Raw genomic sequence first — 25,182 nt, forward strand, 5'->3', positions numbered from 1 at the left:
TGTATGGCGTTTTTTTATTCTAAAAGAATCACATGGCCAACGAAAAAGAAATTACGATAGGGATTGTTGCCGGCGAGCTGTCTGGTGACATCTTAGGTGCGGGTTTGATCCATGCACTGCGTGAACATTACCCTAATGCTCGGTTTATCGGGATAGCCGGTCCAAAAATGCTCGATGCCGGGTGCGAAACCTTATTCGATATGGAAGAGCTGGCCGTGATGGGCCTGGTGGAAGTCCTGGGGCGTTTGCCACGATTACTGAAAATACGTAAACAACTGGTCGAACACTTCATTGCTCAAAAGCCGGATATTTATATAGGTATTGATGCACCCGACTTTAACCTGCGCGTAGAAAAACCACTCAAAGCAGCCGGGATTAAAACGGTTCAGTACGTTAGCCCCTCAGTGTGGGCATGGCGGCAAAAGCGAATTTTTAAAATCGCAGAAGCGACCAACCTGGTGTTGTCTCTTTTACCATTCGAAAAAGCTTTCTACGACAAGCATGAAGTGCCGTGCACTTTTGTCGGGCATACGCTGGCAGATGAAATCCCGCTGGATGTGGATGTCACAGCCGCGCGTGCGCAGCTGGGGTTAAAGGACTCTGATACGGTGCTGGCTCTGTTACCGGGTAGCCGTGGCTCTGAAGTAAGCCAGTTGAGCGAAACCTACTTGCTCACAGCCAAAGCTCTAGCTGACAAAATCCCCAACCTGAAAATTCTTGTGCCCCTGGTGAACGAAAAGCGCAAGGCACAGTTTCAGGCAATCAAATCGCAGGTGGCCCCCGAGCTGAGAACCATTCTACTGGATGGTCAGTCTTCTTTAGCGATGACAGCGGCCACCGCGGTATTACTGGCGTCTGGTACAGCGACACTCGAAGCTATGCTATACAAAAAGCCAATGGTCGTTGGTTATAAGCTCAAGCCAATGAGCTATTGGATTTTCAATACCTTTTTTACTTTCAACATTAAGCACTTTTCTTTGCCAAACTTGTTGGCGGATGAAGCGCTGGTTGAAGAGTTTTTACAACAGGATTGTAACCCAGATGCACTCACGGACGCCTTGCTACCTCTGCTGAGAGGCGATAACTCAGCCCTGATCCAAAGATTTTATGATATTCACCAGAATATACGCCGCGACGCCAGTAAACAGGCTGCGCAGGCAGTAGTGGAGTTAATGAATGCAAATTGAACGTCCTGATATGCAGTATATTGCAGGCGTAGATGAAGTAGGCCGTGGCCCTCTGGTAGGTGACGTGGTAACAGCAGCCGTGATTTTAGATCCGGCCAATCCGATAGCCGGGTTGGCAGATTCCAAGAAACTCACCGAAAAAAAACGCCTGCTACTGGCTGAAGAGATTAAACAAAAGGCGCTGTGCTATCATGTTGCACGTGCCACTGTGAGTGAAATTGATGAGCTAAATATCCTGCATGCCACTATGTTGGCTATGACGCGTGCTGTTGAAGGCCTGGCCGTTAAAGCACAGTTTGTGTTTGTCGACGGCAACCGTTTGCCCGAACTGAGCGTCCCTGCGCAGGCCGTGGTCAAAGGAGACAGCCTGGTTGCAGAGATCAGCGCTGCGTCTATACTGGCCAAAGTAACGCGCGATCAGGAAATGCTCGACCTGGACAAAGAGTATCCTCAGTATGGTTTTGCTGCACACAAAGGTTATCCGACCAAAGCCCATTTTGCGGCGCTGAGTGAGTTTGGTGCAACACCGCATCACAGAACCAGCTTCAAACCTGTACAGCGCATTTTGGCGGAGAAGCAGTAGTTATGGCAGCACCTGAGTTTGTTCATTTAAGAGTACACAGTGACTTTTCTATGGTTGACGGGCTGGCTAAAACTAAGCCCATTGTGGCGCGTGCCGCTGAACTGGGCATGCCAGCCTTTGCGATTACCGATCAGATGAACTTGTGCGGCCTGGTCCGTTTTTACGGTACTGCGCATGGTGCAGGCATTAAACCTCTGGTGGGGGCGGATTTTTGGCTGAAGAGCGATCAGTTTCCTGATGAGCCGAGTCGCATTGTGGTGCTGGCAAAAAACAATGAAGGCTATAAAAACCTTACTTTACTGATCTCCGAAGCCTATTTACGCGGGCATGTATTTCATCGGCCTGTTATTGATAAGGCATGGCTTGCCAAATATAAAGAAGGCCTGATCTTACTCTCAGGTGCCAAAGATGGCGATGTCGGTAAAGCCCTGCTCAAGGGTAACCCGCAGCTGGTTGCCGATACGGTTGAATTTTACGAGACCCATTTCGCCGATCATTATTATCTTGAACTGCACCGTACCGGCCGTGAGCAAGAAGAAGAATATCTGCATGCTGCAATCGCACTGGCCACACAAAGAGGCTTGCCTGTCGTCGCAACCAACGAAGTGGTGTTCCTGCATGAACAGGATTTTGAACCACACGAAATTCGTGTGGCCATCCACGACGGCTACACACTGGAAGACAAAAATCGACCCAGACGTTTCTCCAAAGAGCAGTATCTAAAAACCCCTGAGCAAATGCAGGAGTTATTCAGTGATATTCCAGAGGCGTTACAAAATACCGTTGAGATAGCCAAGCGCTGTAATGTTACGGTGCAGCTTGGGACCTACTTCCTGCCTGATTACCCAACTGGTGAGTTAAAGATTGAAGACTTCCTGGTCAAGGTATCCCGCGATGGTCTGGAAGAGCGACTGTTATTCTTATTCCCGGATGACGCGGAACGTGCCGAAAAGCGTATCCCTTATGATGAACGTCTGCAAATTGAACTTGACGTAATCAACCAGATGGGATTCCCGGGCTACTTCCTGATCGTAATGGAGTTCATCCAATGGAGTAAGGATAATGATATTCCGGTTGGACCGGGGCGGGGCTCCGGTGCGGGTTCTTTGGTTGCTTATGCGTTAAAGATCACCGATCTGGACCCACTTGAATTCGACCTGCTATTCGAACGTTTCCTTAACCCTGAACGTGTCTCGATGCCCGACTTCGACGTCGACTTCTGTATGGACCGACGGGATGAAGTAATCGACCACGTATCTAAACTGTATGGTCGTCAGGCGGTATCTCAGATCATCACCTTTGGTACGATGGCGGCTAAGGCGGTTATCCGGGATGTAGGCCGGGTGCTTGGGCACCCTTACGGCTTTGTTGACCGAATTTCTAAGCTGGTGCCTGGTGACCCGGGTATGACATTGGCCAAAGCGTTTGAGGTTGAGCCTCGATTGCCTGAAGTGTATGACGGCGATGAGGAAGTCCGCGAGCTGATCGACAAGTGTCGTATTCTTGAAGGCTGTACCCGTAACGCCGGTAAGCACGCCGGGGGCGTGGTTATCTCGCCTACCAGCATTACTGACTTCGCTGCATTGTATTGTGATGAAGAAGGTAAGTTCCCGGTCACTCAGTTTGATAAAAACGACGTTGAAACGGCCGGTCTGGTAAAGTTCGACTTCCTGGGTCTGCGTACTTTAACCATTTTGCAGTGGGCGTTGGACATGACCAACGAGCGACTGGCGCGCGACGGCATTGAGCCGGTCGATATTGCGGCCATCCCACTGGACGATCCGGCCAGTTTTGAAGTGTTACTGAGAGCCGAAACCACCGCGGTATTCCAGCTGGAATCACGGGGGATGAAAGATCTGATCCGCCGTCTGAAGCCGGACTGTTTCGAAGATATGATCGCACTGGTTGCTTTGTTCCGTCCGGGTCCGCTGCAATCGGGGATGGTAGATAACTTCATCGACCGTAAGCATGGTCGCGAAGATATCTCATATCCGGATGCGCAATACCAGCACGAGAGCCTGAAACCCATCCTGGAGCCGACCTACGGGATCATCCTATACCAGGAACAGGTAATGCAGATTGCCCAGGTCCTGGCGGGATACAGCCTGGGTGGCGCGGACTTGCTTCGTCGAGCCATGGGTAAGAAAAAGCCCGAGGAAATGGCGAAGCAGCGAACGACCTTTGAAGACGGTGCGAAAGACAACGGAGTTGATGGCGAACTTGCAATGAAGATCTTCGATCTTGTAGAGAAGTTCGCAGGTTACGGCTTTAACAAATCTCACTCTGCTGCTTATGCACTGGTGTCATATCAGACGCTGTGGATGAAGACCCATTATCCGGCCGAGTTTATGGCTGCGGTAATGTCGGCGGATATGGATAACACCGACAAAATCGTGACCCTGGTCGATGAATGCGAAAACATGAAGTTGACGCTGCTTCCACCAGACGTCAATGCGGGTGTCTACAAGTTTGCTGTAAACCGTCAGGGTGAGATAGTTTACGGTATCGGTGCCATCAAAGGGGTGGGTGAAGGCCCGGTAGAAGCCATCCTGGAAGCCCGGGAGCAGGACGGTCCGTTTAAAGATTTATTTGATTTCTGTGCCCGGGTTGACCTGAAACGCCTCAACCGTAGGGTTATTGAAAAACTGATCTACGCAGGCGCGCTGGATCAGCTGGGACCAGAGAAGACACAACCAGGCCGTGCTACTTTGCTTGCGAGCCTCAAAGATGCCATGAAGTCAGCCGAGCAGCATCACAAGGCTGAATCGCTGGGGCAGAGTGATTTGTTCGGTCTGCTGGCCGTTGAACCCGACGAAGTAGAACAAGCGTTTGTCAAAGCCATTGGGCTGTCAGACGATGAATGGTTGCAGGGTGAAAAAGACACTTTAGGCTTGTATCTGACGGGTCACCCGATCAATCAGTACAGAAAAGAGTTAAAAAATTACACTTCTGGTCGTCTAGTAGAATTACAGCCGACGAATCGCGATGTGCAATCGACGGCTGCCGGACTGGTTATCAATGCAAGGGTGCTGATCAATAAGAAAGGCAAACGCTGGGGTCTGATAACTTTAGATGACAAGAGCGCACGAATTGATGTACGCTTATTCCCTGAACAGTTTGAAATGTACCAAGATATGCTGCAAATGAACCAAATCTTGGTAATATCCGGACAGGTCAGCTTTGATAACTTCTCCGGCGGCATTACAATGACCGCCAGAGAAGTCTGTACCATAGCTCAGGCCCGCGAAAAGCGGATCAGTGCGATAAAAATGACATTGAATATGGTGCAAATAGACGCGAATTTCATAGATAATCTGAAAAAAGTACTGGAACCGTACAAATTTGGTACGTGTCCGGTAAAAATCCAATATCAGCGCCCAGACGCGATAGCGGAAGTGACATTAGGTATGCAATGGTGTGTGACGCCCAGTGATGATCTCCTCAGACGATTATCCAAGATGGCGGCGCAGGAAATAGAACTAGAATTTAATTAAACAGGTAGTTTAGAGCATGAGCCTCAATTATCTTGAATTTGAGCTTCCGATTGCAGAATTAGAAGCAAAAATCAATGAATTACAAAACGTAAGCCGCTCTGGCAGTCTTGATCTCAGCCTTGAAGAAGAGATCAGCCGCCTCAAGGAAAAAAGCGTAGAGCAAACGAAAAAGATCTTCGACAACCTGGGTGCCTGGCAGGTATCTCAGCTGGCGCGTCATCCGCTTCGTCCATATACTCGCGATTATATCGAGCGTATTTTCACTGAATTTGACGAGTTTGCAGGTGACCGTACGTTCGCAAACGATCCGGCCATTCTGGGCGGTGTAGCACGTCTAGATGATAAGCCAGTGATGATCATTGGTCAGCAGAAAGGCCGTGATACTGCTGAGAAAATCAAGCGCAACTTTGGTATGCCTAAGCCAGAAGGGTATCGTAAAGCACTACGCCTGATGGAAATGGCTGAGCGTTTTAAAATGCCAATCATCACCTTCATCGACACGCCGGGCGCTTACCCGGGCGTTGGCGCTGAAGAGCGTGGTCAGAGTGAAGCAATCGCACGTAACCTGAAAGTGATGGCTGCGCTGAAAGTACCGACCATTTGTACTGTCATTGGTGAAGGTGGTTCAGGTGGCGCACTGGCCATTGGTGTGGGTGACCGCGTTAACATGCTGCAATACAGCACTTACTCAGTTATCTCGCCGGAAGGCTGCGCGTCGATTCTGTGGAAGAGTGCTGAAAAAGCCCCATTGGCGGCAGAAGCTATGGGTGTTTCGGCAACGCGAGTGAAAGAGCTGGATCTGATCAATACCATTATTGACGAGCCTATGGGCGGCGCACATCGCAACTACGATACGATGGCGAAAAACCTTAAAGCACAGCTGAAGCGTGATCTGGGTGAGCTTGAAGCGCTCAGTACAGAAGAAATGCTGGAACAACGCTACCAGCGCCTGATGTCATTTGGTTACTGCTAAACCAGAGCGACACAGCAAAACCGAAAAAAGCCGCATCGCGGCTTTTTTTGTGCCTGCTAAATCGGGATAATACTGCCTAAGTACCTACAAAACCCGTGATTATGACTCAGACACCGCTTTATAAACGTTTTTCAGCCAGTTTAGACGTCTTACTGGCAAATGAGGTAGCACCTGATGAAACATTTGCGGTAACGCATACGGCAACACGCGGCCTCACCGTCGCGCTTTCGGGTGGTGTTGATTCAATGGTACTGCTGCACTTGTGTCACCACTACGTGCAAATCCATCCTCATCTGGCCCTGCATGCGATTTATGTTGATCATGGCTTGTCGCCCAATTCTTTGCAGTGGCAGACATTTTGCCAGGCACAGTGCGATGCATTGGCGGTTGCGTTTACCCCCGTCTCCGTCAAGGTCTTGGCACAAAACCGGCAAAGCCTCGAAGCTCAGGCCCGCACAGCACGGTATGAAGCATTGGACAAACGGGCGGATCAGGGGCATGCACTGGTGCTCGGCCAGCATGGTGACGATCAGGTTGAGACCTTTTTACTGCGTCTGAAACGGGGTTCAGGTCTGAAGGGGCTCGGTGCCATGCACGCGCACAGTACACTGCCATCTGGGCGCGTCTGTTTAAGGCCTTTGTTGTCATCAGAGCGCGCCGACATAGAGGCGTTTGCACAGACATTTGGCATTGCTCACATCGAAGACGAGTCAAATCTCAGTGATCGATTTGATCGCAATTTCTTGCGTAATCAGGTACTGCCTTTGCTAAAATCCCGTTTTTCGGGATTTATTCCCAGCGTTATGCGCACCGTTGAGTTGTTGCAGGGGCAGCAGGCCTTGCTGGACGAAATCACCCAGGCTGATCTGGCGCAATGTCGCAGTGAGCTGAGTTTATCTATCAGCCGCCTTGCACAGTTTGCTCCATTGCGGCAACAAAATCTGGTACGTGCCTGGTTAGCGGAGCTGGGTGTCCAGATGCCATCGCAGAAGCAGCTTGATCAGATCCTGAGCCAGGCACTTAATGCTCGGGCTGACGCACAAATGACGGTTTCGCTGTCTGGCGGGCAGGTCCGGCGCTTCAGAGATCAATTACATTGGGTGATCGAGCAGCCGCCGCGACAAGCACAGTGTGATGTTGGCCTGAAAAAGGTGGCGCTGGATGACAATACAACCTTAAGTGTGATTGAAGGTCAGGGAGTTCGTCACCCGACTGCAGATGAGCAGGTGTCAGTGCGGTTTAATTGCCTGAATGAAAAAGTTAAACCGCCCGGGCGCAGTGGCCGTAATACGCTTAAACATTGGCTCAAAGACTATGATGTGCCCACCTGGGAGCGCAGTCGCGTGCCTTTGATTTATTATAACGACGAGCTGGTGCAGGTCGTTGGGTTTTTCGTCAATGAGGCGTATGCATCGTCTCAGGGACTTAGCTGGAAGTTAGAAGATGCAAGAAACACAAAAAATCGGTGAATCGCTGGCAAATAAGGCCATCTGGGCAGTACTGGGTTGCGGTGCCTTGTTTATTGTTTTGGTGATGAACGGGGGTCTGAATATTGGAAATGTTGTGCTCAGCCTGAGTGTCGGCGCACTCAGTGCAGCATTGTTACTGGCGTACTGGCACGGTAAAGGTGGCAGCTTTTTTATCTTTGGTCTGGGTGCGCCCATGCTGGCAATCATCTTCAGTGACCTGCCCAACTTTTTATCACTGGCCTGGGTGATCAACAGCTTCTTTTGCGGCTTCTCTGCATTGTTATTGCTGTATAAATTGATTTTGCTGCGTAAGTAAAATTACCTGCAATACACGTTAAATGCCAGGTGGAGAACTCCTTTTACAAACCTTTCGGGGTGGTTTTTGACATCATTAATAAGGTAATTAGATCCCTGAAGCAGACGGGGATAAAGGCCATATTGCGTTAGGGGACGCAATATGGCGAGGCTGTCTGTATTAGAGTGTACGGGCGCAGTTTCGACCGGCGTCCTTGGCGCGATACAGACCTTTATCTGCCCGTGAGAAAATCTCGTTCGGGCAATCCTTGCTGGTTGCCAGTGTAAAGCCGATACTGGTGGTCACGTCATGATTCTTCATAATCGTACAGGTTCTGACGGACGCCATAATGCGCTCTGCAATCACCTTATTGGTGGTAAACGCCGGGTCGTCTATCAGTATTGCGAATTCATCGCCACCAAAACGGAAGACCGTATCGGTCGCACGCACCGAAGACTCCAGAATGCGGGCAAATTCAATCAACACATTGTCGCCCATTTTGTGGCCATACAGGTCGTTAACTTGTTTAAAGTTATCGAGATCCAGTAGCATCAGGCTAAAGTTGCTGTGATGACGACGACTGCGCTCCAGCTTTTTAGCCAGAAACTCATTAAACTGGCTACGGTTCGACAAGCCGGTCAGTGAATCTTTGGTTGCCAGCTTTAGCACCCTTTGATACATCAGGGCATTTCTCAGCGGATACAATAAGCAGGTGTGCAGCTGGATAAGCCGGGCCTGCAAAGCCTCGCTGAGACGATATTTACTGAAGTACACAATCTGACCCAGATGCTGGCTGTTTAACTCCAGATCAAAGGTATACGGGCTGAGCTGATTGTTGCTCTGCTGCATCTGAAACACCCCTTCGCTGGAGTGAAACTGTAATCCGGCCAGGTTGATAATACGCTTGATGTAGCCTGCAAAGATGTCAAGCAGGGCGTTGACATCCAGCGTTGTTTGTAATTTTTCGGTCAAACTCATCGGGTTTTCGGGGACGTGCGACATTTGCATTTGCGCATTAAACGGCAAAAAATCCCCGCGCGTCGGCGCCCGTTGAGTCAAAATATGGACATTTTCCATCTAGTATTCCCCTAAGTACAACATTCGAACTGTTCTAAGCGAGTTTCATGCCAAAAATTTAAACTGGCTGAAAAACAGCTGCTTGCTATATTTAATAGTGGATAAAAATTGCTCAACACTATTTTATTGACGCTTGGGAGGCGGTTTGCAGCAAAATTTTGCCGGGTTTTTAGGTGAGGATGTCACCAGTACGCTAGTTGCCGCCCTGGAAGGTCAGTTTGCCGGGTTGATAGCCTTATTGCTCTGCGCCGTTGTTTTGGTGTGGTCATTTAAGCGGGTTGGGCTGCCGCCTATTCTGGCTTATCTGCTGACGGGCCTGCTGGCTGGCAGCTATGGCTTTGGCTGGATCAGCAACAGTCACGAGATCCAGCTGATTGCCGAATTGGGCATCGTTTTTTTACTGTTTAGTCTTGGTCTTGAATTCTCTATTCCCAAATTAATGGCTATGCGCAGCGTCGTGTTTGGTCTGGGCAGCTTGCAGGTGCTGGTCACCACTGTGGTGTTGGCGGTGATATTAAAGTATCTGGGGTTTAACTGGATAGAGGCACTGATCATCGCCAGCTTAATTGCGCTGTCTTCAACCGCCGTGGTGGTTAAAGAACTCAAAGAGCGGGGAATATTGAATATTCGCCGGGGTCAGCTGGCTGTGGGGGTGTTGTTGTTCCAGGACATTGCCGTGGTGCCTTTGCTGATCACCATTCCTTTATTAAGTCAGTCTGATAATCAGGTGCTGGTGGGGGCACTTATACTGGCTCTCGCCAAAGGCGCATTCGTGTGTATGTTGTTATGGGCCATCGGCAAATGGGTCTTACCCAAAGTATTTAATGAAGTGGCCATGGCACGCACTGATGAGTTATTTGTACTGACTACCTTAGTGGTGGCGCTGTGTGCGGGTGCACTGACTTATGCATTTGGCTTGTCTATGGCGTTAGGGGCATTTCTGGCGGGAATGATGCTGGGCGAAAGCCAGTTCAGGCACCAGCTGGAAGCTGAGATCCGGCCATTTCGCGATATTCTGATGGGGCTGTTTTTTGTTACCGTTGGCACGCAACTGGATGTGTCTTACGTGATCCAGTCCTTTATTTATATCGTGCTGGTGCTGGCGCTGCTCATTGTTCTTAAACTGGCCATTATATTCCTGTTGGCACAACTGATGGGAGAGCGTCGCAAAGACGCTTTTGCAGCCGGGATCTTGCTATGGCAGATGGGTGAGTTCGGTTTTGTACTGGTGGCACTGGCCGGCAAGCACCAATTGATCAGTGCAGAAGTGGCGTCATTCCTGATAGCGCTGGGGGTGTTGTCTATGGCGTTAACCCCGTATTTGATCAGTGAAACAGACAGGCTCATTAAGCTGCTACGCATAGACAGCGAAGGTCGGCCAGAGCCACACGAGCAGGGTTTTATTACCTCCAGTAAAATTAAAAATCATGTGGTCATCTTTGGCTATGCCCGTGTCGGCCAGACCATAGCGCGCTTTTTGCGCCCGGAAGCCATTCCTTATATTGCCGTGGAGCGTAACCCGGCCATTGTTCAGGAGGCGCTGACCGCTGGTGAGCCCGTGGTGTTTGGTGATCCGACCCAGCACGAAGTGCTTAAGTCGGCCAATGTCAGTGAGGCGCGTCTGGTAATTGTGTCATTAAATGATTTTGACAAAGCTCAGGCCGTGATAGATGCGGTTAAACGCTTTGCGCCCGAAGTCAAAATTCTGGTCAGAATGAAGGACGATACCCATCTTGAGGCGCTCAAAGAACTCGGAGCCACTGAGGTGGTGCCAGAGTCGCTGGAAGCCAGTTTGATGATGGTGTCGCATGTGTTGTATATGTCTGGTGTACCCATGCGGCGGATCCTTAAACGGGTAAGCATTGAAAGGCAAAATCGCTACGAATATCTGCACGGCTTTTTCACCGGGGACAGCCAGGAAATGAAAGAGTACGCGGGGGCTGAAGGATCAGGCTATAGCTCTGATCGGCTTGAATACCTGCACGCCATAGCCTTACCGGACGAGGCCTTTGCGGTAGACAAATCAATCGCTGAGCTGGATCTGGCGCGGCACAAGGTGGTAGTAAAAGCGCTGCGGCGCAACGGCGAAGAAATTTCTATGCCCGATGAAGAGATCACCCTGTGTGCCAGTGATGTATTGCTGCTAAAAGGCAAGCCGCGCCGGGTCGAGCGTGCGGAGCAATTTTTGTTAGATGGCCTGCCATAACGCAGGCCCACAATTAATCCAGCTCCAAAAATGCCCGGATCTCATCCAGCCGGGCCAGTCCATCCTGATAACCATACTCTATCAGCTCCCGGGTATAGGCTTTTTCGAACAACAGATAACTGGTTAAACTCGACGGAGAGTGCCGTTTAACCCCGATGGAGCGCAGTAAGAGTTTAATGGCCATTGGCAGTTCATCGTAATAATGCAGCGCCAGTTCATTAAAATTATGCGTGGGGTTAACCACCAGAGTCTGGATGTGTTTAAGTTCTTTGTGTTTGTCTCTGGCGGGCAGTAATCCCACAGTGCGGTTAACCCGCTCCATGCGCTCCAGATCTGACTGTAACGTGTCGCTGAACACGCTATCGAGCAAATGACCCGCCACCACCGACATACCGGGAAAATGCGGCTCATAGCCAATGGGCGTTGGGATCTTGGGCTGCTCAACACCAATGACAAAAATTTTCTCGGCGCCCAGGTGGATTGAAGGGCTAAGTGGTGACAGCTGGTGGATAGAGCCATCGCCGTAATAATGGTGCCGAACCCGCACACTGGGAAATACCATGGGAATGGCACTGGAGGCCATCAGGTGGTCCAGTGTAATGTGGTCTGGCACACCAATGCGCTTGGCACGTTGCCAGGGGCGTGCATCTTTCGCCTGATAAAATGCCACCGAGCGGCCGGTTGAGTAGCTGGATACCGTCACCGACAGCGCATCCAGATAGCCGCGCTGAATGTGGCGGTCGATGCGGGACAGGTCGAGTACATCATTCAGCAGCTGGCGTAGTGGCGTGTTGTCCAGCAGGCTCGCGGGAGGCTGGTTGATATATTCAGCCTGAAAGCTGCGCATCATATTGCCCAGGATATGACCAAACGCACCCACAAAGCCGCTCTCGTAAACCATATCGGTATGAAAGTTCTTCCAGATTGATTCAATTTTGCGTATCGCCAGGTGCATATTTGAAGCATAGCAGGCCAGGCCTGCGGAATTAATGGCGCCCGCCGATGTACCATTAATAATGCGAAAGGGCAGCGGTGCAGTTCTGGGCAGGCTGTGTGCCAGCGCTTTCAGGACCCCAATCTGATAGGCTGCACGGGCCCCACCACCGGTTAGCAGCAGTGCCGAGCGAGGACATGAACGTGAACTGTGATGCTTACTCATATGCTTCCTTAACCGCTTATATGGTATGGGTTGATTTGAGAAATAATTGCCAGCCAGCACTGGCTTGATAGTGTTACTATAACGATTTGTTTAACTTAGTAAAATAGCAATACATCGCGGCTTGGGAACAAATTCATAGGCGATTCATATTGAGTCCATATGCTCACTAAGCACGAATTGGTATTGCACCTTGTCACGGATGCGATATCTTTTAATGGATACTCACCAATATTGGATGCATTTGTGAGTATACGCGTTTAAAGAGACTAAAAATGCCATAGGTTGCAGCTGCAAAGGTCGTAATAACGACCAGCAATAAGCTATAATCTTTTGTATATTATAGATTATTTTTGTTGCCTTACTGTGCGGTGATACGCCTTGATGGTATTTTAATCACCGTATGTGCAACTTATTCGTTTAGAAAAATTAATGGAGCTTCCATGTCAGAGCACAACTCAGCAGAACCAAGGAAAAGCAAGCCATCTAACAGCCACTTATTGCTTGCCGTAAGCGTGGTCATAGCCCTCGTTATTGTGGCCATATTTGTGCTTTCAAACCGGGATAATCAGCAGGAAAACACCAAATTTAAACAGGATGTCGTCGTACCGGAGAAAACCCCGGCGGAAGTGGTTAATACTGCCCGTCCGGAGCCCGTGCAGGAAGTCGAAGAAACCATTGAACCCGCGCCGGTTGTTGAGCCAGAACCTATGCCTGAACCCGAACCAGAGCCGCTGCCACAGCGTGAGCCTGAGCAACCTGTTGTTGCACCGCTGCCATCGCTGGACGACAGCGACGTAGCCCTGAGCGAGCAAATTTCGAATTACCTGAATGATACCGCGATGGATTTAGTGGTAACGGAAGACATGATCCGCCGCAGCGTGGTGTTTGTTGATAACCTGGCACAGGGTAAAGTGGCTAAAAAGCACTTCCCGGTCAGCAAGCCCAAAGACAGCTTTATGGTTATTGAAGATGACATCATCATCACCGATCCAAACAGCTTCGAGCGCTACACGCCTTATGTGAACATGCTTAATGCCATGAGTACTGCGCAGCTGGTACGTACGTACAACAAATTCAGACCCTTGATAGGTGAGGCCTATGAAGAAATTGGCTACGACAGCGGCGAATTCGACCTGACGTTACAAGAAGCCCTGGGCGAGCTGCTGGAAACCCCAATCCCGGAAACCAGCCTGCCGCTGTTGCAAGAGTCTGTGACCTACAAATATGCCTATGCAGAATGGGAACAGTTGTCTGATGCGCAAAAACTTTTCCTGCGCATGGGCCCGGAAAACATGAAAAAGATGAAGAAACGTCTGCAGGACCTAAAAGTCGCGCTGGCAAAGTAAGCTAAAACCGAAGAAAAAACCAACCAAAACAGCAAAGCTCGTCTAATTGTATATTCACTATGCAGTTAGCCGGGCTTTTTAATATTTCCCCTTGCAACCAGACGCGAAACTCGCGATAATCCCTCCCGCGCCAAACAAGGCCCTCAATGGTAGTCTTATTGGTCCTCTCGCAACGATAGTTCGTGAACCTGGTCAGGTCCGGAAGGAAGCAGCCACAGCGAATGACTCGTGTGCCGGGATGTGGCTGGTAAGACTGCCACCCAAACTCCAAAGTTTGCGGTGTCAGAATTCACTTCATAAAATTCATATATCATCCAGATTACAATTCCTATTTTTAATACGATACTCAATTACTCTCTAAACTATTTGATCCTGTATATCATCCGGTTAGGTTTTACATCGAGTCAATCGGTGAACACCTTATTTGCGAATGGCAATTGTGCGGTTAGCATCTAGACTAAATAAGCTCTACGCGATTTAATGTCTAGAAGCCCCGGAATGATTGCTTTTAAGCTGTGCTAGCGATGAATTCACTTATGGGAAAACTACAACAATAGGTGTGTAAAACTCAGCCTGATTTTAGCTAAGTGACAATTAGGTTGATCAAGCGCTGGAAATCGCAGTTAAATCGATAAGCAATTACCTAGATCAACAGTCCGACTCTTAATAAGTGGAAAAATAAAGAAGAGGATGAGATGCTACTTTGAGAATGTTAATACTCAATTATGTTGCCAAGCTCAAGTCCTGACCTTGAAGTACCTAACCTTTTGGAATAAGGAGAGAAGTATTATGGTTCGCCTGGAAGAACTCAAGCCATCTAGCAAGCAGCGCGTTTACGATATATTAAACGCGCTTGAATTTGATATGGCCGACTGGACGGAATCACTTGCCGATAAAGAACGTAGTCCCTCATCAAACCCTAAGTATTGCTATAATTGGTCGTTTGTTCGCGATGATAAAAAAGTGATTGTACTCTTTTTATGGTACGAAGAAATGGAAACTCTCCATGGTAGGATTTATCAAGAACACAGCTTTAGACAATATGCAGAAGAGCAAGAAAAGGGTAGAAAGAAAAGGTCGCTTGAAATTGATTATGCAATAAGACTGGCATATGAGACGAAGTTACCCCTTAACGTTGTAATATGTCAAAGAAGTGCAAATACCAATGGGGTTCTTAAAAGAGAACTAGACAACGAGAAGTGGTCTGTTACCGGTTATGATCAAGATACAGGGGCTTGTATTATAGAAAGAGGTTTTAACAAGTCTGATGAAGGATATTTCGATCAATTTGAAGTAGATGGTATTACCGAAAAAATACACAAATTTGAAAGGCATAGTTTTGAATATACCAGATCAAGCGTTATAAGAAGAAAGGTATTGCTAAGAGCCAATGGAAAATGTGAGGTTTGTTCATTAGATGGTTTTACCACAAAAAATGGTGATAAATATCTAGAGACACATCATATTGTACCTTTGAGTGAAGGCGGTGATGATTCCTATGAGAATGTGATTGCGTTATGTCCTAATGATCATCGAAAAGCTCACTTCGGAATAGACTCTTCATTAACGAAGGAAAAATTGATCAAAAAAGTGAAGTCCAAAATTGCTGGTGGTTAAACCAAAGTATTGTATAAAAGGATAGTGCTCTACATTCAGCCTTAATGGTGCTGGTTAGTTAGGGCATTTTAATCGGAGGTAGTATACTTCGAATGAGCTTAAGTGAATACAACGACATTATTTTAAAACATGAGACTGTAATAAAAACTGTGTAACTGCCTGTTATTAATACCGTGTTGGTATAGGCTGCCCTCAATGCTGAACTGGGTGAGTATTTGGGTTATCGAAAAATGGTAAACCGACTTCTCTAAACAGCCGAATTGGCTACTCCAATAAAACCATTGTTACTGAAGATGGCGCTATTGATGTAGAGACTCCGAGGGTCCGCCTCAGCACCTTTGAGCCTCAGCCGGTGAAGAAACAACAAACCGGTTTTACCAGCGTCCACTTCCACTCTAGTGTCTCAGCTTATGTGAAGTGGACACTTTATTTCAGTCATTCATCAGCTCTTAACTACTAACTGACTGTGAAAAAGCCCGGGATTTTAGACACTAATCAAGGGCTCAGAGCCCAACCTATCTGAAGTACACATCTTAGCAGAAACCACACTGAAAGCCGCTTGCACATTGCTTTTCGCTGGGTTTGAACTAGCTTGTAATAATCAAAAGATATGAGCCTACGGAAAATATGATAGGGACATTTCACAGCCCTGAGCTAGAAATCGTCATGGATACGGTCCTGGACGGATTCATCATCATTGATGAACATGGGGTGATTCAGAGTTTTAACAAAGCGGCCGTTAAAATATTTGGCTACGAACCTGCTGAGGTGAGGGGCCAGAATGTCAAAATGCTAATGCCGGCCCCATATCAGGATGAACATGACCAGTATCTGGTTAACTATCGAGAGACCAGGCAGCCAAAGATCATTGGCACTGGCCGGGAAATCATCGCAAAGCGCAAAGATGGGAGTTGTTTTCCCATGGAGCTTGCCGTCAACGAAATGAAGCTTGAGGGCCGCCGACTGTTTTTGGGGACCATTCGCGATATTTCTGAAAGGAAAAGTGCAGAGCAATCGATCCGTTACTACTTAGAGTACATCGAGACCATGATGAATACGGTGTTAGATGGGTTAATAACGATTGACTCGGAAGGCACCATTCACAGTTTTAACCTTGCCGCAGAAACTATTTTTGGTTATTCCAAATCCCAGGTGGTTGGCCAGAATGTTCGAATGCTGATGCCAGAGCCGTATCAGTCAGAGCACGATGTTTACTTGCATCATTATCATCAAACGGGAGAAAAAAAGATCATCGGCCTGGGCCGCGAGATCAAAGCACTTAAACGTGATGGCACTGTGTTTCCGATGGAGCTGGGCGTGAACGAAATGGTGGTGCAAGGAAAAAAGATGTTTGTGGGCACCATCCGCGATATATCCGAGCGTAAAGCGGCTGAGCGTGAGATCCAAGAGTATATCAATAAGCTAAAAATCAGTAACCAGGAATTAGATCAGTTTGCCTATATTGCTTCTCATGACCTGAAAGAGCCGCTTCGTGGACTGGCGAATAATGCCATGTTTTTGCAGGAAGATTATGAGGAAACACTCGGCGACGATGGCAAAAAGCGTTTAGGGCGCATTCGATTTTTGTGTGGGCGTATGGAGCAGCTCGTTGACAGTTTGCTTTATTACTCTCGCCTGGGCAGGCAAGAGTTAGCGATTGAAGTCGCAGATCTGAATACACTCGTTGCGAAAGTTAAAGAGCTCACCGTGCCTGAAGAAATCGGCGAGCATGTTGTGTTGTCTTTACCTGCCAAGTTGCCTCAAATCACCTGTGACGTACCCAGAGTCACTGAACTTTTTCGCAACCTCATTTCAAATGCAATTAAATATAACCACAGTGCAATCAAACATATTGAAATAGGAACAATACAGGCGACTAATCCGCTAACCGGCACTTCCGAACCCCTGGTTTTTTACGTTAAGGATAACGGAATAGGGATTGAATCTCGTTTTTTTGAAGACATATTTCGTATTTTCAAGCGCTTAAATGAGGAAAATGACTCAGTAAGAGGCACTGGGGTTGGCCTGACGTATGTTAAAAAAATTGTGGAGCGGCACAACGGTCATGTGTGGCTTGAGTCTACCCCGGGTAGCGGCTCTTGCTTTTACTTTACATTAAAACTGGAGCGTTAGAATGAGCCAGAATTTGGGATTGATCTTGTTAGTGGATGACAATGAGGATGATTATGAAGCCACACTCCGCAGCTTACGTAAAAACCATTTACTGAACCCTGTGCACTGGTGCAAGTCTGGGGGAGATGCCAGAGATTATTTATATCGTCAGGGGAAATACACAGATGATGACTCCGTGTGTCGCCCAACGCTGATGCTGTTGGATCTGAATATGCCGGGGTTAGATGGCAGGCAGTTACTGAGGGAATTAAAATCAGATAGGGATATGCGTGCTATCCCTACAATTATTTTGACCACCTCTAACGACCCAAAAGATATTGAAGAGTGTTATACCCTGGGTGCAAGCACCTTTATTCAAAAACCTGTCGAGTTTGAAGGACTAACAAAGGCCATACAAACAATGAAAGATTATTGGTTTGGTATTGCTCTGTTGCCAAAAAGTGACGAGGCGAACAATGGATAAACGCCATGTCCTAATTATAGACGATAGCCCTGATGATATTGAGCTGATAGAAAGGTCACTCGGGAAAGTGGCAGATTTATGTTATCAAATCGACTCTGCAACCCAACCTGATGAGCTGTGGCAGTGCCTTAAAAAGTCACACTATGATTGCCTTCTTATTGATTACCACCTGCCATCAACATCTGGTCTGGAAATTCTGAAAAGGGTCAGGAGGGAGTTCGCTTCTCTGCCTGTTGTTGTGTTAACCGGACAAGCCAATGAGTTACAGGCTGCAAACCTGATTAAGGCGGGCGCTCAGGATTATATTAATAAAACTCGCATTAATGGCCAGCGCTTACATGAGGTGATATCTGAAGCCATTGCTCGCGTTCAAAAAGAATCTCCGAGAAACCTTTTACCGGGAACTCAGTGTAATGTTTTGATAATAGATGATAACCCTGATGATATAGAGTTTTGTGTACGTAGCCTTAAACGTAAATCCAAACGTTATCGTTATCAGAGTGCCTCTTCAGGAGAAGAAGGACTATCACTGATAGAAACGTTTTTGCCAGACTGTGTCATCTTAGATCATTCACTTCCCGGCACCTCCGGGGTCGACTTTCTTCCGCAAATTCTGAATGTTCATCCGCACCTGCCTATCATCATTATGACCGGACAGGGTAATGAGCTGATTGCCGTAGAGGCAATGAAACGCGGGGCAGAAAATTACCTGATTAAATCAGAGCTTGATGGGGATACGTTGGATCAGAACATCACAGCGGCAGTCCGGAAGAAACAGCTGGAGCATGAGTTATCAAAAAAGGAGCGGGTGTTGACGAAAAAACAGCAAGAACTCAATGATGCCTATGCATTTCAGGACCTCGTATTTGACTCGTTACCTGATTATGTTTTTGTCAAAGATCATGAATTCAGGATTGTGCGGGCAAACCGGCCGTTTTTAGATCTATACCCTGACAAAAGTAAGGTCATTGGTTACACAACAGTAGAAGATTACCCGAAGGATGAGGCTGACGCCTTTTTGGCAAAAGACCGGGAGGCCTTTGATGTGGGTTTCAGCGAAACACTAGAGACCATTACTTTTCCTAACGGAGAAGTGCGTATTCTTTCTACGCAGAAGAAGCGATTTGAAAACGCAATAGGGGAAGTGTTTATACTCGGGGTCGCAAATGATGTAACCGAGCGAGAAACCACACTAAGGGCATTGCAAAAGTCCAATTATGACCTTGAACAGTTTGCTTATGTTGCTTCTCATGATTTGAAGTCACCACTCAATGGTATTAGAAAGCTGGTTAGTTGGATTGAAGAAGATCATCATGACGAGTTATCTAAAGAAGCCTTGCAGCATTTTACGATGGTAAAAAGCAGAGTTGACCGCATGAACCAGCTGCTGACTGATTTACTGGAATATGCCAGGGTCAACACCAAGTTATCTGATAGTGAATCTGTTAATTTCCATGAAATTTGCCACTACCTCCATGGGTTGAATGAATTTAGTGACGATTTTGTTTTGAAGGTGCCTGAGGTTGAGGTACAGCTGCCCAGGGTTGCATTGCAGCTTGTTATGATGAATCTGATTGGTAACGCCATTAAGCACCATGACAAGCCAACTGGACAGATTGAAATTGACATCCTTCCGTGCCCAGGAGGGTACAGCCTCACCGTTACTGACGATGGGCCTGGGATTGAAGCTAAGTACGCAGACAAAGTCTTTGAAATGTTTCAAACATTACAGCCCAGAGATGAAGTGGAAGGCAGTGGTATGGGGCTGGCTATGGTCAAAAAGGTAGTGGAATATTACTCCGGCCGAGTTGCGCTCGATACAAACTATGTTGCTGGCTGTAAGGTCGCACTTTTTTGGCCATCTAAAGACAATACTTTCAATCTGTCTAAACAAGCAGAGGTAACCGTATGACAATAGACGCTAATCAAGTCACTCTGTTTGTTGTAGAAGATGACGATATTGATTATATGACCATTAAGCGCAGCTTTAAGAAAATGAAAATTGTAAATCCATTAGTCAGAGCGAAAGATGGTCAGGAGGCTCTGGAGCAATTGGAGGCAAATATGATCCGCCTTCCTTTCATTATGTTACTGGATTTGCAAATGCCAAGATTGTCGGGTTTGGAGCTACTTGGAAAGTTACGTGACAGTGCGCAGTTAAAAGATACCGTGGTGTTTGTGCTGACCACATCAGCAGATGAACGGGATATTTTCGACAGCTACCAGCATAACGTCGCAGGGTATTTTGTTAAAGATGAGGTAGGCCGGGAGTTTTTGGAAGTACTTTCATTACTTGATGGATATTGGCGCATCGTCCATATGCCGGGAGAAAAGCAATGAAAAAGGGAGACATCAAAGTCTTGTTGGTAGACGACGATGCGATAGAAAGAAAGTCACTTAAAAGAGAGTTAACACTTAACCGCTGTGAATATCACGTTGTAGAAACCTCGACTGCTGAAGAGGCGTTCGTTTATTTAGACAACATGACATTTGATGTCGTGATCATTGATTACCATATGCCAAAAGTGAGCGGTATTGAGGCTGTAATACGTTTGCGTAGCATGCCTAATTTAAAACACACCGCAATTGTAATGGTAAGCAACAACAGTGATGAATCATTAATGCTTGAGTGCATTAATGCAGGTGCTCAGGATTTTTTATTAAAGTCAGAAGTGACAGAAAGTCAGTTAACCCGGACTATTTTACAGTCCAGGCAGCGTCATGAGTTGGAGCAGCAGCTTTATGAAAGCTATCAGGAGGTTAAAAAACTGGCTGAAAGGGATAAGCTCACAGGCCTGCACAACCGTTACTATTTTGATGAAGCACTGGTGCAAATGCTGGCACATCAAAAACGTCATCCCGACGAACTTACCGCGGTCATGCTGTTTGACTTAGATAAGTTTAAGCATATCAACGACACCTTTGGTCATGAAATGGGGGATAAATTGCTTGTTGCCGTCGCTGAACGACTATTTAAAGCGTTAAGGGGAGATACGCTGTTTGCTCGCTTTGGCGGTGATGAATTTGTGCTAGCGTGTTCTCAGCTACGTTCAATCAGGCATGTAAAGGGGCTCCTGAAACGACTGCTCAAGACATTTGATACCGCTTTTATCGTTGATAACCACGAACTTTTTTGTTCATGTAGCGTAGGAGTGGCTATCGCGCCGGCAAACGGCGAGTCTAGTGAAGAGCTACTCAAGTTAGCTGATATCGCTATGTATCGGGCTAAAAGGTCGCCTCAACTACAGTATTGTTTCTTTGAAGACAATATGCAGGAAGCCTTCTTGAGCAAATATAAGATAGAGTCAGAGCTCAGACACGCGGTTGAGCATGGTGAGTTTGTGCTGCATTATCAGCCAATTATCGATATGCAGAGCAACAGGGTGGTGGGTGCTGAAGCGCTCATTCGCTGGCCACAAGCGCTAACAAGCAAAAATCCGGGTGTGTTTATTCCTGTCGCTGAGGAGTCAGGGCTGATACAAGCGATTGGCAAGTGGGTGCTTCAGCAGGCATTTAAAGACCTTAAAAAAAGACTACGAGAAGGTTTTTCAGCGTATATTTCTGTCAATGTGTCACCATGCCAGCTGTGTGAAAGCAGTTTTTTTTCTTATGTAGAGTCTCTAATAAAGCAGCATGGTGTGCCGGCTTCAGCGCTCGTATTTGAAGTAACAGAGACTGCGCTGCTGAGTGAAGATACTGTTACGCTGAATACTCTGAACAGCTTGCATGAGCTGGGTATTCGAATTGCTTTAGATGACTTTGGAACTGGCTTTTCCTCTATTTCACACTTGCTCTCTTGTCCGATTGACATAGTCAAAATCGATAAATCGATTATCCAGAATATTACTTGTCCAAACTCAAAGCATAAGAATATGCTGGAAGGGCTAACGTATTTATTAAGTCAGTTAAACATCAGCATCATTGCTGAAGGTATAGAAACCCAAGAGCAGTCCGCTTTGTGCCAACGACTTGGTATTAAGCTGGCTCAGGGCTTTTTGTATTACCGCCCGGCGAGTGAAGTTGAGTTGCAGTCGTTGCTGAACAATACCATTGAACAGTAATGGCAAATTTGTTGTCAGGTTTTCTCACATAATTTGTATTTGGCGGGTAAACAGGTCACAAATTTCTCAAATATCGATTCTGAAAATGGCTCTGTCATTTTTCAAGGGCTTGTCTGTGAGCGCAGAGGGGGGCTTAAAAACCTTCAGGCAATAACGAAAACGCAATTCAAACAGAACCAAATTGCGCTTTGTAAGGGATTGGCTGTTTATCTAGCTATAAGCCAGGACAGACCTGCAGATTAATAACACTCTACCGCAACGGTGTTCCAGGTATTCGGGCTACCATCGACGTATTTGTTGCAAATGCCTTTGGCAAACAGGTTTTCCAGGTGGTAGCCAAAGCTGGTGAAATGGACCAGATTGCCGAAGAAGGAGAACTGGCCGTAGAATTTCAGTTCGGTAAGCATGTCGTCGAGGTTGTAATTCGTTTGCTCCGCAATAAAGCTCTGATCAATGGCTTGCAGGTTGATGATGGTTGGATCCGGGAAGCCGGGGACTACGACATGCAGGTATTCTTCATCATATTTACCGTCGTAAAACTTCACTGTTTTCATCATTTCAGTTGGTGACAGCTGAGTCATGGCAAGTCTGTAATCGGTGACTTCGAACACTTCCCGCGTCAGGTTACGGTTCACGTAGATTTTGCCTGGCAAAATATCATGCAGTGCGCGCATTACGCCTTGCTCATCATCCGTGACGCTTTGCGCCAGTGCGTAGTCAGGGAATCGGGCATTGGTGAAGCGCTCATAAGACTCTTTAACCATACCTATAAAGAAGGCAACCGTTTGCTGGCGGGCGATGATGTGTGCCTGTTCTTCGGTGACCGTTCTGGACATCAGCAATGCGGCTTTTTTACCCGCATAGAAGCTCACCAGGTTCTGGGTGATTGAATACACTGCTGCATTTGACGAGTTTTTAGGGTTACCGCCCTGATGAATGCGGGTGCCATCGGCGTAATCAAAAATCGTGCTCAGATCAAAACGACCATTTTCTTCATTTTCGCGGGTGGCGCTGTTCCATTGGAATAAGTCGTGAGAGGCAAGCCCCATCACACCCACATCAACCACACGGATTGGCTTTTTAGCAAACGCTGGCAAGGAGCACAGCAAAAGCAACAGGACAGAGAGTATTTTCATTTTGTAACGTTTCCTTTTATGCAAATGAGAATCATTATTGTATTGCGTTTTTCTGTGTGGATCAATCTAAGTGCCTGAGTAAATGTGAAGTTAATTACGCTTGAGGTGTAAAGCTTAGCAACCGCTTGTCTGGCTTTTGGTTTTTCTCTTCTGGTCATTAAAAAGCCTTAAAAACGTCATGCCACTCCAATAAAACCTTAATTGAAATAATAGTTTGTCGAAATCCAGGTGTCATTTTTTATCACTAATGTGTGCTGCGAAATTTTTTACTCACAGGTCTGTCTGTGCGGATCCCGGGTGTAAAAAATCATTAACAAAGACAAAAACAATAATGAGATTTCGGAGACGTAAAATGAAAGCTAAGCATGCGCTGTTATGTGCACTGATGCTGAACAGTACACACAGCATGGCCGATTCACTGAAAGTAATGGCATACAATATTATGCAGCTCAATGTGCAGGACTGGGATCAGGAGAACCGGGCGGAGCGCTTGCCTGCTGTACTGGCCTCAATGAGCGACAGCCCGGATGTAATCTTGATCAGTGAAGCCTTTAACAGCGATGCTGAACAGGCACTGGCTGAACTCTCTGCACTTTACCCTTATCAGACGCCCAATGTGGGTCTGGATTGTAGTGGCAGCGGTTGGGATGGCCTGACAGGTAACTGCTCAAACAGTCCGTTTGTGATCCGCGGCGGTGTGGTGATTTTGTCTAAATACCCGATTGTTACGCAAAAGGCCCATGTGTTTGAAAACAGTCTGAATGGCAGCTGGGATTATCTGTCAAATAAAGGTTTTGCCTACGTCGAAATCGAGAAAGACAGCCAGCGCTATCACCTGATCGGCACGCACTTGCAGGCAACCCACGACGGCGACACCGCTCAGGAGCACCGCGTGCGTATGGGTCAGTTAAGTGAAATTCAGTCGTTTATCAGTGCTGAAAACATTCCAGCCAGCGAGCCGGTTATCATTGGCGGCGACATGAACGTTGAGTGGAGCAAGCAAGACGAAGTGGCCGATATGCTTACAACCTCACGTGCTGAGTTAAATTTTGAGACGCCAGAGGTTGGCTCATTCCCGGCAAAATACAACTGGTTTACCAAAGCCAACGCGTATTACTTTGATTACAGCCTGGATTACAATGACACGCTGGACTACGTTTTCTGGCATCGCGATCATAAGCAGCCAACCAATGCACCGAGCATGGCAGTACGTTACCCGAAAGCAGAGCAAAACTGGTACTGGAGCTACCTGCGCGGCAACTGGAACTTAAGCAGTGGCCGTTACTATCACAATGGCTACTATAACGAATTATCAGATCACTACCCGGTACAAGTTAACTTTGAGTTTTGATAAGTATCACTCGCTGGACTGAGCCCTAGTGTCACCCCGGCCGCGTGCGAGCCGGGATCTACACAAATTCAGCACAGTTGTATCCGCCAAAAGCAATACTGACAGTCGTTACCCCGGACGCGCGTGAGCCAGGACGGCATGAAACCAGTATAGTTGCACCCGTCATAAAGCAAGACAGGCAGCCTCAATCGTCATCCCAGACGCATCTGTTCTGGAATAAACTTGGCCAGCTAATTCTTCCACATGGTACCAAGCACCTGAGCTAAAGCCTGTTTATATATACAGGTATAAATGAATGTGACCAATAATCATGTCAAATTTCTCGTTTTCTCCACGCATTCAGGTCTCGTTTAAGTCAGCCATCATTTTTAGTTAAATAGATTCAAAAGGTTAATAGTTTTACATAACGAGACCCCCAAGTCTCGCTATGATCACGGCTCGGTTTTAACAGCGCTGTTTTGGCTTGAGCAACTAGTAAAATAGTGGTAGGTTATTGTTCTTATTATGAATAAATATTTCTTAGTGGTGGATTAGGTAGGCTTTGGGAGCGGGGTTTAACCGGTATTCACGCTAATAAGCTGTTATAAGTACAATTTGGCCTGTTCGATATTATTTGAATAACAAGTTTAAGG

At 47.2% G+C, this 25,182-nt stretch carries 19 protein-coding genes and 1 other RNA gene; 17 read left to right on the plus strand and 3 right to left on the minus strand.

The features are described 5' to 3' along the window. Window positions 1-32 precede the first annotated feature (32 nt). The 6 genes from lpxB to CWC22_RS07000 all read left to right on the plus strand — a co-directional run bounded on the left by lpxB (window position 33) and on the right by CWC22_RS07000 (window position 8,022). Window positions 33-1,187: a lipid-A-disaccharide synthase gene (lpxB, locus tag CWC22_RS06975; RefSeq protein ID WP_138538983.1), complete on the plus strand. Its 1,155-nt coding sequence runs from the start codon at window positions 33-35 to the stop codon at window positions 1,185-1,187. Further along, complete coding sequence (gene rnhB / locus CWC22_RS06980; protein ID WP_138538984.1) at window positions 1,177-1,770, plus strand: ribonuclease HII; 594 nt, start codon at window positions 1,177-1,179, stop codon at window positions 1,768-1,770. The genes lpxB and rnhB overlap by 11 nt, the downstream gene beginning before the upstream one ends. 2 nt (window positions 1,771-1,772) lie before the next feature. Beyond that, window positions 1,773-5,264 (plus strand): DNA polymerase III subunit alpha, encoded by a 3,492-nt coding sequence (gene dnaE, locus CWC22_RS06985; protein WP_138538985.1) that lies wholly within the window; start codon window positions 1,773-1,775, stop codon window positions 5,262-5,264. A 16-nt stretch (window positions 5,265-5,280) separates the two neighbouring features. Beyond that, complete coding sequence (gene accA, locus CWC22_RS06990; protein WP_010385769.1) at window positions 5,281-6,237, plus strand: acetyl-CoA carboxylase carboxyl transferase subunit alpha; 957 nt, start codon at window positions 5,281-5,283, stop codon at window positions 6,235-6,237. Between the two features lie 101 nt (window positions 6,238-6,338). Next, window positions 6,339-7,706 (plus strand): tRNA lysidine(34) synthetase TilS, encoded by a 1,368-nt coding sequence (gene tilS, locus CWC22_RS06995; RefSeq protein ID WP_138538986.1) that lies wholly within the window; start codon window positions 6,339-6,341, stop codon window positions 7,704-7,706. After that, window positions 7,681-8,022 (plus strand): hypothetical protein, encoded by a 342-nt coding sequence (locus CWC22_RS07000; protein WP_138538987.1) that lies wholly within the window; start codon window positions 7,681-7,683, stop codon window positions 8,020-8,022. The genes tilS and CWC22_RS07000 overlap by 26 nt, the downstream gene beginning before the upstream one ends. A gap of 159 nt (window positions 8,023-8,181) precedes the next feature. Here the strand turns inward: CWC22_RS07000 and CWC22_RS07005 are convergent, their stop codons facing one another. Next, window positions 8,182-9,078: a GGDEF domain-containing protein gene (locus CWC22_RS07005; RefSeq protein WP_138538988.1), complete on the minus strand. Its 897-nt coding sequence runs from the start codon at window positions 9,076-9,078 to the stop codon at window positions 8,182-8,184. A 205-nt stretch (window positions 9,079-9,283) separates the two neighbouring features. Between CWC22_RS07005 and CWC22_RS07010 the strand changes: the two genes are divergently transcribed. Continuing rightward, complete coding sequence (locus tag CWC22_RS07010) at window positions 9,284-11,284, plus strand: monovalent cation:proton antiporter family protein (protein ID WP_138539056.1); 2,001 nt, start codon at window positions 9,284-9,286, stop codon at window positions 11,282-11,284. A gap of 13 nt (window positions 11,285-11,297) precedes the next feature. On the opposite strand, the gene CWC22_RS07015 is transcribed toward CWC22_RS07010, so the two are convergent. Beyond that, window positions 11,298-12,443 carry a patatin-like phospholipase family protein gene (locus CWC22_RS07015; RefSeq protein WP_138538989.1) on the minus strand — a complete coding sequence of 382 codons (1,146 nt, stop codon included), beginning with the start codon at window positions 12,441-12,443 and terminating at the stop codon, window positions 11,298-11,300. A 440-nt stretch (window positions 12,444-12,883) separates the two neighbouring features. Between CWC22_RS07015 and CWC22_RS07020 the strand changes: the two genes are divergently transcribed. The 9 genes from CWC22_RS07020 (at window position 12,884) to CWC22_RS07060 (ending at window position 22,063) form a co-directional block, all read left to right on the plus strand. Next, window positions 12,884-13,789: a DUF3014 domain-containing protein gene (locus CWC22_RS07020; protein ID WP_138538990.1), complete on the plus strand. Its 906-nt coding sequence runs from the start codon at window positions 12,884-12,886 to the stop codon at window positions 13,787-13,789. A gap of 156 nt (window positions 13,790-13,945) precedes the next feature. Then, window positions 13,946-14,042, plus strand: an RNA gene (gene ffs / locus CWC22_RS07025) — signal recognition particle sRNA small type. Window positions 14,043-14,578: 536 nt separating this feature from the next. Next, window positions 14,579-15,406, plus strand: coding sequence for an HNH endonuclease (locus CWC22_RS07030; protein WP_138538991.1), 828 nt, complete (start codon window positions 14,579-14,581; stop codon window positions 15,404-15,406). Window positions 15,407-15,686: 280 nt separating this feature from the next. Then, the gene (locus tag CWC22_RS24615; protein WP_419144615.1) at window positions 15,687-15,866 is read left to right on the plus strand and encodes a hypothetical protein; all 180 of its coding nucleotides are present in this window, start codon (window positions 15,687-15,689) and stop codon (window positions 15,864-15,866) included. A gap of 167 nt (window positions 15,867-16,033) precedes the next feature. Next, entirely contained in the window at window positions 16,034-17,539 is a 1,506-nt protein-coding gene (locus tag CWC22_RS07040) for a PAS domain-containing sensor histidine kinase (RefSeq protein ID WP_138538992.1), read from the plus strand. Between the two features lies 1 nt (window position 17,540). Continuing rightward, on the plus strand, window positions 17,541-18,002 hold the full coding sequence (locus CWC22_RS07045) for a response regulator (RefSeq protein ID WP_138538993.1): 462 nt from the start codon (window positions 17,541-17,543) through the stop codon (window positions 18,000-18,002). Then, window positions 17,995-19,914, plus strand: coding sequence for a response regulator (locus CWC22_RS07050; RefSeq protein ID WP_138538994.1), 1,920 nt, complete (start codon window positions 17,995-17,997; stop codon window positions 19,912-19,914). The genes CWC22_RS07045 and CWC22_RS07050 overlap by 8 nt, the downstream gene beginning before the upstream one ends. Beyond that, window positions 19,911-20,342, plus strand: coding sequence for a response regulator (locus CWC22_RS07055; protein ID WP_138538995.1), 432 nt, complete (start codon window positions 19,911-19,913; stop codon window positions 20,340-20,342). Before CWC22_RS07050 ends, CWC22_RS07055 begins: the two co-directional genes overlap by 4 nt. Beyond that, window positions 20,339-22,063 (plus strand): GGDEF domain-containing response regulator, encoded by a 1,725-nt coding sequence (locus CWC22_RS07060; protein WP_138538996.1) that lies wholly within the window; start codon window positions 20,339-20,341, stop codon window positions 22,061-22,063. Before CWC22_RS07055 ends, CWC22_RS07060 begins: the two co-directional genes overlap by 4 nt. A gap of 239 nt (window positions 22,064-22,302) precedes the next feature. Here CWC22_RS07060 and CWC22_RS07065 read toward each other — a convergent pair whose 3' ends face one another. After that, window positions 22,303-23,199 (minus strand): hypothetical protein, encoded by an 897-nt coding sequence (locus CWC22_RS07065; protein ID WP_138538997.1) that lies wholly within the window; start codon window positions 23,197-23,199, stop codon window positions 22,303-22,305. A 352-nt stretch (window positions 23,200-23,551) separates the two neighbouring features. On the opposite strand from CWC22_RS07065, the gene CWC22_RS07070 reads away from it, so the two are divergent. After that, on the plus strand, window positions 23,552-24,550 hold the full coding sequence (locus CWC22_RS07070) for a sphingomyelin phosphodiesterase (RefSeq protein WP_138538998.1): 999 nt from the start codon (window positions 23,552-23,554) through the stop codon (window positions 24,548-24,550). Window positions 24,551-25,182 lie beyond the last annotated feature (632 nt).

The organism is Pseudoalteromonas rubra (assembly GCF_005886805.2).
GTDB lineage: Bacteria > Pseudomonadota > Gammaproteobacteria > Enterobacterales > Alteromonadaceae > Pseudoalteromonas > Pseudoalteromonas rubra_D.